Here is a 13,520-nt window from a genome sequence, read left to right as displayed (position 1 = left end):
AGTCTCAGCGACAGCTACTTTCCGACAGACTTTACAGCGGAAACGGCGTTTTCTCAATCGAATCATAGTCTTGTATCCCGCACACTCTAAATAGGGGATTTTCGATTCTTTTTGAAAGTCATATTTAGCCATTTGTCCTTGGCAGTGAGGGCATTTAGGAGCAGAATAATCCAACTTCGCGATGATTTCTTTATGCGTTCCAGCATCTAGAACATCCAAAATCGTAATGTTAGGGTCTTTGATTTCCAGTAAGTTTGTGATAAAATTTAATTGTTCCATATGAGTCTTTCTAATGATGGTTTGGTCGCTTTTCATTATAGGTCATATGGGACTTTTTTTCTACAACAAAATAAGCTCCATAATCCCTAAAGTGATTTTACCCACTACAGAAATTATAGAGCCAAAAATAATCACTGAGTCTTCATTAAGACTCAGTGATTTTGCTTTCCTGGTGAAAAATAAGCTGCCAAGTTTCATGACGTCGCCAGATATTTGCATACAAAACATGATTTAGTTGGTAACGAACCAACATTGTTTTCTGACTAATTTGCATGACAGAAAAATTTGATACGACAGCAGAAGGGCTTGTGGAAGAAAAATTTGATTCAAGTAACTCTTCAAAACTTTTTTCCTCCCCATTCATCGTTAAATAGCAAATTTCTGGAGAGAAATAATCAGTATTTCCTTGCCCTTGGATCATCTCTAATTCATAGCGATAGAGCTTATTATAGATGTTTTCAAAAATTTCATCTTCATCAATAATAGCAGGCTCAACATGGATATCAATATCAAAAACATCAAATTTATCCTTCAAAAGTTGCTCAACTTGCTCTGTAACCTCATGGCTTTCGTAAACTGAAAGATCAGGATTCATTTCAAGAATAATATCAAGATAAATATTGCTGCCGTAAGTCCGCCCACGTTGTGACTTAACTTTAGTGATTTTAGGAAGCTCTAGAATGGCTTTCTCATAATCCTTTAATAGATTTTCATCAAAACCGTCAGATAAACTAAAGGAGCTTTCCATGAAAATCTCATAGGCTGTTTTTAAAATGAAAAAGGTGATGATAACAGCGACAATCTTATCAACGATGGGAAAATTTAAGGCACTGGCAAGAATTGCAATAGTTGTACCTAAAGAAGTTACAGCGTCAGATAAATTATCCTTGGCTGCAGCATCTAGGGCTTTGGAGTGAACTTTCTTCGCTAAACGTTTATTGTAAGCATAAACCACAACCATGATAAAGGCTGAGATTAAACCAACAAAAGCTCCCAACGGGTCAATAATTGTCTTTTGATTGGTCATAATTTTTTGAATGGTATCAATAAGCACATCAAATCCGACATAGAACATGATGAAAGAGGTAATCAAACTAGCTAAGTCTTCAATTTTCCAATGACCAAATTTATGATCGGTATCGGCAGGTTTACGAGCCATGCGAAGTCCAATAAGAACTGCAATATTTGCAACAATATCTGAAACATTGTTAAAACCGTCAGCCGTCAAACTGGAGGAATCAAGAAGATTACCGATTGAGATTTTCGCGACAGATAAAACTATATAAACCACGATGGATAAAATAGCGCCACGTTCAGCAAGTTTCAGATTAGAAGTTGGTGAATTGTTCATATCAAATCCTTTCAGATAGTTCATTATATCAGGAAAAAGCGCCTATTTCAAATAAAACAATAAAGAGAGATTCCCCTATATCATCTTTCCGAAAAACTATAATTTTCTTGAAAAATATATCTAGATATGCTATACTACTATTAAGAGAAATGGAGAAAAACAATGAGACGTGAATTGCTACTCGAACGAATTGAAAAACTGAAGGTCATCATGCCTTGGTATGTTCTGGAATACTACCAATCAAAATTGGCCATCCCTTACAGTTTCACGACCTTGTACGAATACCTCAAGGAATACAATCGCTTTTTTGACTGGATTTTAGACTCAGGGATTTCGGACGCTTCGCAAATTGCTGAAATTCCGCTCTCTGTTTTGGAAAATATGAGCAAAAAAGATATGGAATCTTTTATCCTTTATCTGCGCGAGCGCCCTCTGCTCAATGCCAATACAACGCAAAATGGTGTATCGCAGATGACCATTAACCGTACACTTTCTGCTCTATCCAGCCTTTATAAATACTTGACCGAGGAAGTTGAAAACGAGCAAGGCGAGCCCTATTTTTATCGCAATGTCATGAAAAAGGTTGCTACTAAAAAGAAAAAGGAAACTCTGGCTGCTCGGGCGGAAAATATCAAACAAAAGCTCTTTTTAGGCGATGAAACGGAAGGTTTTCTGACCTATATTGAGGACGAATACCCTAAAACGCTATCCAATCGCGCCCTCTCTTCTTTTAACAAGAATAAAGAACGAGATTTGGCAATTATCGCTCTTCTGCTGGCCTCTGGTGTCCGTTTGTCTGAAGCGGTCAATCTGGATTTAAAGGACCTCAATCTCAAGATGATGATTATCGAGGTCACTCGTAAGGGTGGAAAGCGCGATTCAGTCAATGTCGCCGCTTTTGCCAGACCCTATCTAGAGTCTTATTTGAGTATCCGTGACAAGCGTTACAAGACAGAAAAGACCGATATTGCTCTCTTTTTGAGCGAATACCGTGGCAAGCCCAATAGAATTGATGCTTCTAGCATTGAGAAAATGGTGGCTAAATACTCGCAAGAATTCAAAATACGGGTCACACCCCACAAACTACGGCATACACTTGCTACACGCCTCTATGACGCCACCAAATCGCAAGTTTTGGTCAGCCACCAGCTAGGCCATGCCAGCACCCAAGTCACCGACCTCTACACCCATATCGTCAATGATGAACAAAAGAATGCCTTGGATAATTTGTAGGTAATTAGTAAAAATGTTTGAGAAACTTATTTTTATTTATATATTATTACATAATTTATTTTATGTATAATTTTGTTGATAAATAAGAAACTCTCTCTTAATCTCCTCCAAGCGTTCTATACTATGCCTTTGGGGAATCTTATAACCTAAAAAGTAGGGTGAAGCTATAAAACGTGGTACCACTTTGCAAATATACTGTCCCTTCCATTGGTAGAAAAAGAGGTTATAAGATTGACAACGACCGTTGAAGTAGTCGGTCAAAAGAAAATGAGTAACCTGCTTCGTCATGAGAGCTAGGAGGTCAATCCGCTCTTTTGAGGCACGAATATTAAATTCTGAATAGCCCATGATGGGAGAGAGCGATAGATTGAAAGCAGCACTGCTCTCACTTTCTGCTACTACTTCTAGTCCAGCAAAGTGCTGTTCTTTTAATTCTTCATAGGCATCAATGGTTTTCATTCCAACAATTTGCATGTGTGGATGACGAAGGCTGCCGCCAGACAAGGGACCAAAATTTTTGAAAAGTACAACGCTTTTATACTGTCCTGTTTCAATGATCTCTTGCCATTTTTCAATCGCATAATGAAAGAGTTCGGTGACATAACAATCGCTATAAGTTGATACATCTCCCAGATGTTCCTCGCTCTCAATGATAAGTGTTTGATAGGTATCTTCTAGTGTTGGATACTTATTTTCTAGCCAGAGGAAATTTTTTGTTTGATCTAAAATTTTGCCCAGATTATCTTTAGCGCAAAAAGGGCAAACGTCCTTGTTGTTTGGTTTTTCTTTGGCAATGTAAGGATTAAAAATAAGGTCATTCATGTTTTTATTCTAATCTAATATTTTCTATAAAATCTGCTAGTTCTAGTCATTCGTTCGGAAAATCATAGAGCCTGTTGCTTGCTGTGTTGCCATAATGGTCACATCTGAAATCTGTACATGCTGTGGCTGATTGGCTACGTAAAGAATGACATCAGCAATGTCCTGTGATTTGAGTGCTTCGACACCTTTATAAACCTGCGCTGCTCGTTCTTTGTCTCCGTGAAAACGTACAGTGCTAAAATCTGTCTCAACAATGCCGGGCTGGATAGTCGTTATCTTAATATTTGTGTCAATAGTATCAATTCGCATACCATCACTCAAGACTTTTACTGCTGCTTTGGTTGCACAATAAACTGCCGCTCCAGCATAAGCAGCGATACCAGCAGTTGAGCCAATATTGATGATGTGCCCTTGATTGTGAGCTACCATATGTGGTAGAATTAAACGACTAACATATAATAGTCCCTTGATATTGGTATCAATCATTTGGTCTACATCTGCCAATGAATAGTTTTGAAATTTTTCTAAATCAAGCGCCAGACCTGCATTATTAACTAAAATATCAATCATTGGCTGTTCTTCCAAAATAGTTGCAATTACCAGCTCTGACTGCTTACGCTGTGTTACATCTAGTACGTAAGTCGCCACCTGAATTTTATAGGAGTTTTCCAACTCTGCTTTTGCTTCTGATAACAAGTTTTTTCTCCGTCCAAGAATGATAAGATTGTCGCCATTCTTAGCGAAAGCGTTAGCAGTTGCGCGTCCAATTCCACTTGTCGCGCCTGTAATTAATACTGTTCTAGCCATTTTGACACCTCTTTATTTTTGTCTATACTCTTATTTTATCATAAGAAATAGATTAAAACCAAGTTCTGCAGAACTTGGTTTTAATTTTATTCTACAATTGCTTGAGCGATTTCTTCCTTGCTAATCCCTGCAAAATAGCGACTAATATCTATTTGTTCAAGCGCTGCTAGCACGTCTTCGCGCTCGTATTTTTGGCCGCGCAGCACATCTTCTACCGCTGCCACATCCTCGATACCAAAGAAGTCGCCGTAAATTTTGATGTCTTCAATTTTAGAATTAACCACATTGGCATAGATTTCGACCTTGCCGCTTGGGAATTTGGTACCACGCTTGATATTGTAGTCTGGCGATTTTCCATAGTTCCAATCCCAGTTGGCAAATTTCTTGGCCTTGTTTTCTTTGATTTGAGCAATTTCCTCATTAGACAGGACATATTCGGTCATTTGAGGGTACTCTTTTTTCATGTAATCAAGCAAGAGGTCGCGGAATTCTTCAACCGTGATTTTTTCTGGCAATTCATCAATGATATTGGTCACGCGAGCACGGACAGACTTAACCCCTTTGGACTCAATCTTGTCCTTAGACACCTTGAGCGCTTTTGAGAGGACAGACAAGTCAACGTCAAAGAGCAGGCAACCGTGGTGCATAATGCGACCGTTGATATAGGCTTGGGCATTACCGCAGAACTTCTTGCCGTCAATTTCTAGGTCGTTGCGCCCCGTAAACTCAGCTTTGACACCCAGTTCTTCCAAGGTTTTGATAACAGGCGTTGAAAAGCTCTTAAAATCAAAAGCCTTGTCTTCGCTTTCTTTAGAAATAATAGTGTAGTTGAGATTGTTGTAGTCGTGATAAACCGCGCCACCGCCAGAAATACGGCGCACCACTTCAATACCATTTTCACGAACAAAATCGCGATTGATTTCTTCAATCGTATTTTGGTGGCGACCGACGATGATAGACGGCTTGTTAATCCACAGCAAGAAAATCATATCCTCATCAAGGATTTGCTTGAAAGCGAACTCCTCAAGAGCGATATTATAAGCTGTGTCATTGCTATTATTGATAATGTATTTCATATATGCTCCTTGTATATCAATGATTTGAGTGTTCATGCTCAAAAAGTATTTCAAAGTACAATGTATTCTTTCAAAAAGTTACATAATATAAATTACGTAACTTTTGTGGGCTTATTTTCTTTTTGGTGGGTTATGAATGGCTTCACCAATCGTGTCAAGAACTGCTTCATAGAAGACTTCTGAGAAGGTTGGGTGACCGTGGATTGATTGGATTACCTCATCAACAGTCAGTTCCATTTCCATAATAGTTGCAGCTTCGTTGATGATTTCTGCAGCTGCTGGACCAATAATATGGACCCCGAGAATTTCATGATATTTTGGCTCAGAAATAACTTTAACAAAACCTTCGGCTTCATTAGAGGCGATGGCACGACCATTTCCAGTAAAGCTATTTTTACCAACTAAGATGTCACCGTACTGCTCACGAGCCTGCTCTTCTGTCAAACCAACCATAGCAACCTCTGGATGTGTGTAGACCGCCGCTGGTGTACAATCAAGGTAGGCTTTGCGTTTTTTGTCTCGCAGAGCATTTTCAGCTGCAATTTCACCCATGCGGTAGGCTGCGTGTGCTAACATTTTGGTACCATTGACATCACCTGGAGCGTAGATACCTGGGATCGATGTTTCTTGGTAAGCATTGACTTTAATCCGTCCGCGATCGAGTTCAAGTCCGAGATTTTCAAGACCGTCCAACTGGGGAACACGTCCGATAGAAAGCAGAGCTTTCTCAGCAACTACTTCTTGACCGTCAGCTAGTTTCAAGGTCAACTGGTTACCGTTTTCAACGATCTCAGAAAGAGAGGTTGAAGTCAAGAACTTCATGCCGTGTTTTTTGGACAAGATTCGTTGTAATTCGAGTGAGACTTCCTTATCCATAGCTGGAATAATGCGATCTGCCATTTCGATAACCGTCACTTCAGTACCGTATGAAGCGTAGACAAGACCAAGCTCGACGCCGACCACTCCTCCGCCGATAACAGCAAGTGATTGAGGGATCTCGCGAAGGTCAAGGATATCATCAGATGTCAAGACTAATTGTGAATCAATACCCGGGATGTTGATGCGAGAAACTTTTGAACCAGTTGCAAGGATAATGTTGCGGCCTTTGATAACACGATCGCCGATCACAACTGTCTTGTCAGGGTTCACTTGACCGAAGCCATTGATAATTTCTACTTTGTTAGCCTTGAGAAGCCCACGAACTCCACCTGTCAAAGTCTTGACCACACTGTTTTTGAAGTCTACAGTCTTATCCATATCAATAGTGTAATTTGTAGAAGCAAGATTAATACCGCGACCAGCTGCGATTTTCAAGCCGTTCAAAATTTCAGCATTTTTCAAATAAGTCTTCGTTGGGATACATCCTTTGTTCAAGCAAGTTCCACCGAACTCGGTTTTCTCAACAATGGCAATTTTTCCACCAAGTTGTGCACCACGAATGGCGGCGTAGTAACCTGCAGGTCCCCCGCCGACAACAACGATGTCGTATTCATTGTCTGCAAGAGGCTTTTTCTTAGCTGCTACTTCTGCCACAGTGTCTGCGCTTGGAGTGGTTGGTGCAGAGACAGATTGACCATCTGCTGCTACAACTGGAGCGCTTGCAGCTGCAGTATCAATCGACTCGCCTTCGGCTCCTAGATAACCGATGACTTCTGTGACGGGAACAGTCTCGCCGTCGCCTTTCAAGATAGCAATCAAATAGCCGTCTTCTTCTGCTTCCAGCTCCATGCTTACCTTGTCCGTCATGATTTCAAGAAGAATTTCACCTTCTTTGACAAATTCTCCTACTTTTTTATTCCATTGGACGATTTGACCTTCAGTCATATCGACACCAGCTTTTGGCATAATAACTTCTGTTGCCATGATTTCTCCTATTCTCTGTCTTTAAAGTTATATTCTAGTTTGCTATTCCAAATTAAATAATGCTTCTTTGTCAAATCAACAATTCCATCGGGTTTTCAAGCGTGTGCTTGAGGTCAACCATAAATTTGGCACCATTCATTCCGTCAACGACACGGTGGTCAATCGTCAGGGTCAACTTCATAATCGGACGGATCACGATTTCACCGTCAACGACTACAGGTTTTTGATGAGTGGCTGCAACCCCGAGGATAGCTGAGTTAGGCTGATTGATGATTGGATTGAATGAGTCAATGCCAAACATTCCCAAGTTTGAAATGGAGAATGTTGAACCAGACATTTGGTCAGGTTTGAGTTTTCCAGCCTGAGTTGCCTTGATAAGAACTTTAGATTCTGTGACAAACTCAGACAGGCTCATCTTGTCGGCATTTTTGACAACGGGAACCAAAAGTCCCTCGTCCAATCCGACTGCAATTCCCAGATTGACAAATTTATTGACCGTAATTTCTGTTCCCTCAGGATTGAGGCTTGAGTTGATAAACTTATGCTCAGGTTTCATGAGGTTGCGAACAACCGCAAGCCCGATTAGGTCCGTAAAGGTTACCTTGTTGCCTGTCTTCTCCATGATTGGCTCCAAGACTTGCTTGCGCAGAGCAATCAAGTTGGTCATATCCACCTCGTAATTGAGGGCAAAGACTGGCGCCTTGAGGTAGCTTTCTGTCATACGCTGCGCAATCACCTTACGCATTGGTGACATTTTGATCTTTTCGATTGTTGGATCTTCTTCGACAACAGGGATAGGAGCGACCGTTGCAGCTTCAGTAGCAATTTCTGGTTCTTGTGCTTCAAGAAGTGCCAAGATATCACGTTTCTTAATTTTCCCTTTGGCTCCTGAACCTGTCACATCTGTCAAGTCAAGACCAAGGTCTTCTGCCATCTTTTTGGCTAAAGGAGAGAGTTTCACTTTATTTACCGCCTTATAATTTTCTACGTCTTCTTTGTGAATACGACCGTTAGCGCCTGTCCCAGAAACATCGTAGAGATTTATCCCTAAATCATCTGCTAATTTTCTGGCAGCAGGGGTCGCTCTTAACTTATCATCCGTCATGACTTCTCCTTACTCTTTATTAACAGTTTTACGAATGGCATCCTTGATGCTGTCAACAGTTGGAATCATTGCATTTTCAAGATTTTGAGCATAAGGCATCGGCACGTCTTCACCAGCACAACGACGAATCGGCGCATCCAGATAATCGAAGGCTTCTGACTCAGAAATAATGGCTGAAAGCTCTCCGATGTAGCCGCTAGTCTTGTGCGCATCGTTTACAAGAACGACTTTCCCCGTTTTCTTGACCGAGTTGATGATGATGTCCTTATCAAGCGGCACCAGGGTGCGTGGGTCTACAACTTCTACGGAGATGCCTTCTTCTGCCAATTCTTCAGCAGCCTGCATAACGCGACGAAGCATTTTTCCGTAAGTTACGACTGTGACATCTGTTCCCTCTTTTTTGATTTCACCGACACCGAGGGGAATCGTGTAGTCTGGGTCAAGTGGCACTTCACCTTTTTGGTTAAATTCCGACTTGTACTCCAAGAAAATAACGGGGTTGTTGTCGCGGATGGCTGATTTCAAAAGCCCCTTGTAATCTGCCGGCGTTCCCGGCGCCACAACTTTCAAACCAGGAATATGGGTAAACCAAGATTCCAGCGATTGAGAATGCTGAGCCGCTGAACCGACACCGTTCCCAGCCGCACAACGAATGGTCATAGGAACTTGCCCTTTTCCACCAAACATGTAGCGCGTCTTAGCCGCTTGGTTGACAATGGCGTCCATAGCAATCACCGAAAAGTCCATAAAAGTCATATCAACAATCGGACGCAGTCCTGTCATAGCAGCACCTGCCGCTGCACCAGAGATTGCCGCCTCAGAAATCGGACAGTCACGCACTCGCTCAGGCCCAAATTCTTCTAACATACCAACTGAAGTACCAAAATCTCCACCAAAGACACCGACATCTTCTCCCATAAGAAGGACATTTTCATCGCGACGCATTTCCTCAGACATGGCTAGGATAATGGTGTCACGAAATGACATTAGTTTTGTTTCCATTAAAATAATTTTCCTCTCGTAATCTTTTTTAAACTCGCTGTTAGTCTGCGTAAATATCTTCAAAAGCAGACTCTAATGGTGGGAATGGGCTTTCTTCTGCAAATTTAACAGAGGCTTCAACCGCTTCTTTGACTTGTGCTTGGATTGCTTCTAATTCTTCCGCGCTAGCGAGATTGTTTTCTAGCATGTATTTGCGAAGATTTTCAATCGGGTCTTTCTTCTTCCATTCGTCCACTTCTTCACGCGTCCGGTATTTACCTGGGTCTGATGAGGAATGCCCTAGCCAGCGATAAGTCACGCTTTCAATCAAGACAGGCCCTTTGCCGCTGCGCGCATGCTCGACCGCTTTTTGGAAACCTTCATACACATCGATGACATTGTTGCCGTCTTCGATAAACATACCAGGAATACCATAGGCAGCACTGCGTTCGTGGATATGCTCGACATTGGTCATTTTCTTGATGTCGGCAGAAATTCCGTAGCCGTTGTTAATGCAGTAGAAAATGACTGGCAAATTCCAGATAGAAGCCATATTGACCGCCTCATGGAAAACACCTTCGTTGGTCGCCCCGTCTCCAAAGAAGCAGACAACTACGCGACCCGTTTTCTTCATCTGCTGCGTCAGAGCAGCTCCGACAGCAATTCCCATACCGCCACCGACGATACCGTTAGCACCGAGATTTCCCGCGTCAAGATCGGCGATGTGCATAGATCCACCTTTCCCCTTACAGGTTCCTGTGTATTTACCGAGGATTTCAGCCATCATTTCATTAAGATCAATCCCTTTAGCAACTGCCTGACCATGCCCTCGGTGGTTAGAAGTGATAATGTCATCTGCATTAAGCGCCAACATCGCTCCCACGCTCGCTGCTTCTTCACCAACTGAGAAGTGAGTCATGCCCGGAACTTTCCCCTTTTTCACGAGCTGCGCAATTTTCAAGTCCATTCGACGGATTTCTTCCATCTTTTTGAACATTTCCAATAATAAAGATTTGTCTAATGTCGCCATTTTATAGCCTTTCTCCATATGTTTTACCTTACCATTCTAAAGCATTATGAAAACCCTGTCAAAAAATTTGCTTATTTTTTTCACAAATTAAAAACTAGCCCACCATATCGGTCAGCTAGTTAGCTAATCTTAAGTAAAAATTTCACAAACTTTTCAGAAAGATTTGTTTTATTTCTGCCGTGAAAAATCGGCAATCATCTGCTCCATTTGAGCGCGGTCGGGAGTTGTCAGCATATAAAGCGTGTCCCCCTGCAATTCGGCAAAGGCCTTGGGCATGCGTTTAACTGCTTTTAGTTGTGAACGGTATTTGTCCAAAAGCTCTGCTTCTGGGTAATAATAATCCGTCGCATCGCGGCGCGTGGTGGCAAGGCAATAGAGTGGCTCAAAGTCAGGCAGCGTCAGCCCTTCTCCAGCCACAACCGAAGCATAACCCTTGTAAAGGTCAATCGAATGCGCGTAATTATAAACATCAATGGTAAAGCCACCTGCTGGGCGATTGTTGTATTCAATGGCAATATAATCATCACCGTCGCGGAAAAATTCGATATGGAAAAAGCGTTCTTTCATACCGAAAGTCTTGACAATGCTCTCGCCATAAGCCCGCAATTTTGGATCCACTTCCTTGAGGACATAGTAAGAATTGTCCATGCGATAGAGCAGCAAATCTAGCGGCGTGTGAGCATAATCGAAAGTCGTTGAAAAGACGATCTTTCCTTCGCTGTCAGTCAAGCCGTCAAAAGTGCAGATTTGTCCAGAATTGACAAATTTTTCAAAGAAATAAACGGTCTCTTGATCCCATTCTTCCTTGAACTGAGCCACATCTGCTTCTGTTTCCAATTTGTAAGTGGCAGCCGCACCGACACCGTTATCAGGCTTGGCAATCATAGGCAAACCAATCTTCTTGAGCGCTTTATCAATGTCTGTCAGCTTTTTGACCACCTGACCAGGCACCACAGGGACGCCTGCTTTGATGAAATAATTCTTCATCTTGGACTTGTATTTGGTCTTGGTCAAATCCTTAGTTTTTGCACCAAAAACATGAAATTGATCTCGTAAGGCAGCATCAAGTTCCAGCCAGTACTCATTGTGGGACTCAATGCGGTCAATGGTGCCATGCTTGTAAAAGAGAAAAGCCACCGCTCGCTTGACCTCGTCTAGATTTTCTAAATTTTCCACGCGAAAATACTCAGTCAGGGCTTCCTTTAAAGGCGCGTCCAGCTGCTCATAAGGTTCTTGCCCAATTCCCAAAACAGTGATGCCTTTATTTGCCAGCTCCACTGTAAACTGCTGGAAATTTTGCGGATAATAGGGAGAAATAACGATGTAATTCATAAGAAGCTCCTTTATAGATGTAATTCATTGAGGAAATAAGGCATTTGCTTGCGCCACCAAATCCAATCGTGGGACACATCATGCCCCCATTCAGCAAACCAAGCGGGAATATTTTTCTGGTCAAAGGCTTCTTTTAGCGTGTAGAAAGAAGGCAGCCCGTCCTGCTCCCAAGCCCCCAAACCAGTGCAAACGATAATATCCGCCTGGCGATATTTGTCGATAAACCAGCCATCGTTTTGGTTCCAGATATAGTCTGCTGGCGAATTTTGATAAATGATTTCATCGCCGCCGTATTCTCCAACGAAAAAGCGTGCATCGTAAACGCCGCTGAGGGCGATAACTTTGTTAAAGACATCTGGATGTTGAAGAAAGAAATTAAGCGCGTGATAAGCTCCCATAGAGCAGCCTGTCGTCATCATAGGGTCAAACCAACCTGTCTTGTGCTTGATGAAAGGAATGGCCTCCTCAATAACGTAGCGTTCGTAGGCGCGGTGCATTTCTGCTTGGTCGTGTCCGTACTTCCAAGTGGCAAGCCAGCTCTCGTCATCAACGCTCGAAAGCGTGAAAAACTGAACTTTTCCCGCTTCGATAAATCCCGCACAAGCCTCAATCATACCAAAATCTGCATATTCATTGTGGCTGCCGCCCGACGACGGAAAGACCAACACAGGAACCCCTGCATGACCGTAGCGATTTAGCGCCATTTCTCGATTTAGATTACCACTCCAGTGACTTAAAAATTCAACGTGCATCTTTCAACCTCCGTAACTTTCTTACCAAATTTCACTGAAAAACCGCAGACAAGCTGGTAAATTTTCAGCCCATGCCATTTCATTGTGCTCGGCGCCTGCCTGAATGCGCAGGGCGAGATTTTCCAAGTCAATTCCTCGCGCCAGCAACTGTCGATAGTAGCTCAAGGATGAGTCTAGATAAGCCTGCTTGATATTTCCAGCCATGAGCGTCTTATCGGTATCATCCGCTTCTTCTGTCCCCACGTAGATGAAAACGCGCTGGTCGTGAGCCAAATCTTGCCGCGCCAGATAGCGGTCAAAAGCCTCCTGATGCAACCAATTTGCTGATGAAAAGACACCCAAGCAGCCAATTCGCTCTTGGTACTCAATCCCCATAAACTGAGTGATATTACCGCCCAAAGACGAGCCAATCATGGCCGTATTCAAGCGGTCGGGCTTAGTTCGATAATGCTGGTCAATAAAGGGCTTAACCACATCCATGACAAACTCCGCATATTCGCTTCCCTTGCCGCCAAACTGCATGCCGGGAATATTGGCTTCCTTGTATTTCCAAGCAGAATATTCGTTCATACGATTAAAGCCGTCATTGTCAATGGCAACGACAATCATCCGCTCAATGTCAGGATTTCTCTTGATAATGGGAATGGTTTTCCAAGAATGACCGCTGTAGGATTCCTTGCTGTAGAGCACATTTTGCCCGTCGTGAAAATAAACGACTGGATAAGTCCGCTGTTCGTCTGTCTCATAATTTTTGGGCAGCAAAACGCGAACGCGCCGTTTTTTCTTGCTATAAGGAACTTCTAGTTCATGACTTTTCATCTCAAGGTAAAAATAGGCTTTGTTCATTTTTCAGAAAACTTTCTATTTTCAAAATTTTTTCTTCATTATA

The 13,520-nt window shown here is 42.3% G+C and carries 12 protein-coding genes and 1 pseudogene; 1 reads left to right on the top strand and 12 read right to left on the bottom strand.

What is annotated here, in order from left to right; translation table 11 throughout:
• The coding region (locus A3I3_RS0103025) for a transposase family protein (RefSeq protein ID WP_018371263.1) at window positions 1-279 on the bottom strand (279 nt) is incomplete at its 3' end.
• A 145-nt stretch (window positions 280-424) separates the two neighbouring features.
• Complete coding sequence (locus A3I3_RS0103020) at window positions 425-1,630, bottom strand: cation diffusion facilitator family transporter (RefSeq protein ID WP_018371262.1); 1,206 nt, start codon at window positions 1,628-1,630, stop codon at window positions 425-427.
• A 162-nt stretch (window positions 1,631-1,792) separates the two neighbouring features.
• Between A3I3_RS0103020 and xerS the strand changes: the two genes are divergently transcribed.
• The gene (gene xerS / locus A3I3_RS0103015) at window positions 1,793-2,863 is read left to right on the top strand and encodes a tyrosine recombinase XerS (protein WP_018371261.1); all 1,071 of its coding nucleotides are present in this window, start codon (window positions 1,793-1,795) and stop codon (window positions 2,861-2,863) included.
• 60 nt (window positions 2,864-2,923) lie between these two features.
• On the opposite strand, the gene A3I3_RS0103010 is transcribed toward xerS, so the two are convergent.
• The 10 genes and pseudogenes from A3I3_RS0103010 to A3I3_RS0102965 form a co-directional block, all read right to left on the bottom strand.
• Window positions 2,924-3,685, bottom strand: coding sequence for a DUF4931 domain-containing protein (locus A3I3_RS0103010; protein WP_018371260.1), 762 nt, complete (start codon window positions 3,683-3,685; stop codon window positions 2,924-2,926).
• 42 nt (window positions 3,686-3,727) lie between these two features.
• Window positions 3,728-4,492, bottom strand: a complete 765-nt coding sequence (locus A3I3_RS0103005) for an SDR family NAD(P)-dependent oxidoreductase (protein WP_018371259.1) — start codon at window positions 4,490-4,492, stop codon at window positions 3,728-3,730.
• A gap of 86 nt (window positions 4,493-4,578) precedes the next feature.
• Window positions 4,579-5,568: a lipoate--protein ligase gene (locus A3I3_RS0103000; protein WP_018371258.1), complete on the bottom strand. Its 990-nt coding sequence runs from the start codon at window positions 5,566-5,568 to the stop codon at window positions 4,579-4,581.
• A gap of 111 nt (window positions 5,569-5,679) precedes the next feature.
• Window positions 5,680-7,431, bottom strand: coding sequence for a dihydrolipoyl dehydrogenase (gene lpdA / locus A3I3_RS0102995; RefSeq protein ID WP_018371257.1), 1,752 nt, complete (start codon window positions 7,429-7,431; stop codon window positions 5,680-5,682).
• 70 nt (window positions 7,432-7,501) lie between these two features.
• Window positions 7,502-8,524: pseudogene (locus A3I3_RS0102990) on the bottom strand (dihydrolipoamide acetyltransferase); the annotation flags it as partial.
• Window positions 8,525-8,545: 21 nt separating this feature from the next.
• On the bottom strand, window positions 8,546-9,538 hold the full coding sequence (locus tag A3I3_RS0102985) for an alpha-ketoacid dehydrogenase subunit beta (RefSeq protein WP_018371255.1): 993 nt from the start codon (window positions 9,536-9,538) through the stop codon (window positions 8,546-8,548).
• A 40-nt stretch (window positions 9,539-9,578) separates the two neighbouring features.
• Window positions 9,579-10,547, bottom strand: coding sequence for a thiamine pyrophosphate-dependent dehydrogenase E1 component subunit alpha (locus A3I3_RS0102980; RefSeq protein WP_018371254.1), 969 nt, complete (start codon window positions 10,545-10,547; stop codon window positions 9,579-9,581).
• A 168-nt stretch (window positions 10,548-10,715) separates the two neighbouring features.
• Window positions 10,716-11,879 (bottom strand): ATP-grasp domain-containing protein, encoded by a 1,164-nt coding sequence (locus tag A3I3_RS0102975; RefSeq protein ID WP_018371253.1) that lies wholly within the window; start codon window positions 11,877-11,879, stop codon window positions 10,716-10,718.
• 11 nt (window positions 11,880-11,890) lie between these two features.
• Window positions 11,891-12,631 (bottom strand): esterase family protein, encoded by a 741-nt coding sequence (locus A3I3_RS0102970; protein ID WP_018371252.1) that lies wholly within the window; start codon window positions 12,629-12,631, stop codon window positions 11,891-11,893.
• A gap of 21 nt (window positions 12,632-12,652) precedes the next feature.
• Window positions 12,653-13,477: an alpha/beta hydrolase gene (locus A3I3_RS0102965; protein ID WP_018371251.1), complete on the bottom strand. Its 825-nt coding sequence runs from the start codon at window positions 13,475-13,477 to the stop codon at window positions 12,653-12,655.
• Window positions 13,478-13,520 lie beyond the last annotated feature (43 nt).

Source organism: Streptococcus massiliensis DSM 18628, assembly GCF_000380065.1.
In the GTDB taxonomy this organism is placed as follows: domain Bacteria; phylum Bacillota; class Bacilli; order Lactobacillales; family Streptococcaceae; genus Streptococcus; species Streptococcus massiliensis.
Note: the sequence above shows the minus strand (reverse complement) of the source record. Positions and strands in the feature narration are given on the sequence as shown.

Coding starts and splice junctions, on each gene's coding strand:
- A3I3_RS0103020 (WP_018371262.1), bottom strand. CDS start 1,630: ATGAACAATTCACCAACTTCTAATCTGAAACTTGCTGAACGTGGCGCT.
- xerS (WP_018371261.1), top strand. CDS start 1,793: ATGAGACGTGAATTGCTACTCGAACGAATTGAAAAACTGAAGGTCATC.
- A3I3_RS0103010 (WP_018371260.1), bottom strand. CDS start 3,685: ATGAATGACCTTATTTTTAATCCTTACATTGCCAAAGAAAAACCAAAC.
- A3I3_RS0103005 (WP_018371259.1), bottom strand. CDS start 4,492: ATGGCTAGAACAGTATTAATTACAGGCGCGACAAGTGGAATTGGACGC.
- A3I3_RS0103000 (WP_018371258.1), bottom strand. CDS start 5,568: ATGAAATACATTATCAATAATAGCAATGACACAGCTTATAATATCGCT.
- lpdA (WP_018371257.1), bottom strand. CDS start 7,431: ATGGCAACAGAAGTTATTATGCCAAAAGCTGGTGTCGATATGACTGAA.
- A3I3_RS0102985 (WP_018371255.1), bottom strand. CDS start 9,538: ATGGAAACAAAACTAATGTCATTTCGTGACACCATTATCCTAGCCATG.
- A3I3_RS0102980 (WP_018371254.1), bottom strand. CDS start 10,547: ATGGCGACATTAGACAAATCTTTATTATTGGAAATGTTCAAAAAGATG.
- A3I3_RS0102975 (WP_018371253.1), bottom strand. CDS start 11,879: ATGAATTACATCGTTATTTCTCCCTATTATCCGCAAAATTTCCAGCAG.
- A3I3_RS0102970 (WP_018371252.1), bottom strand. CDS start 12,631: ATGCACGTTGAATTTTTAAGTCACTGGAGTGGTAATCTAAATCGAGAA.
- A3I3_RS0102965 (WP_018371251.1), bottom strand. CDS start 13,477: ATGAACAAAGCCTATTTTTACCTTGAGATGAAAAGTCATGAACTAGAA.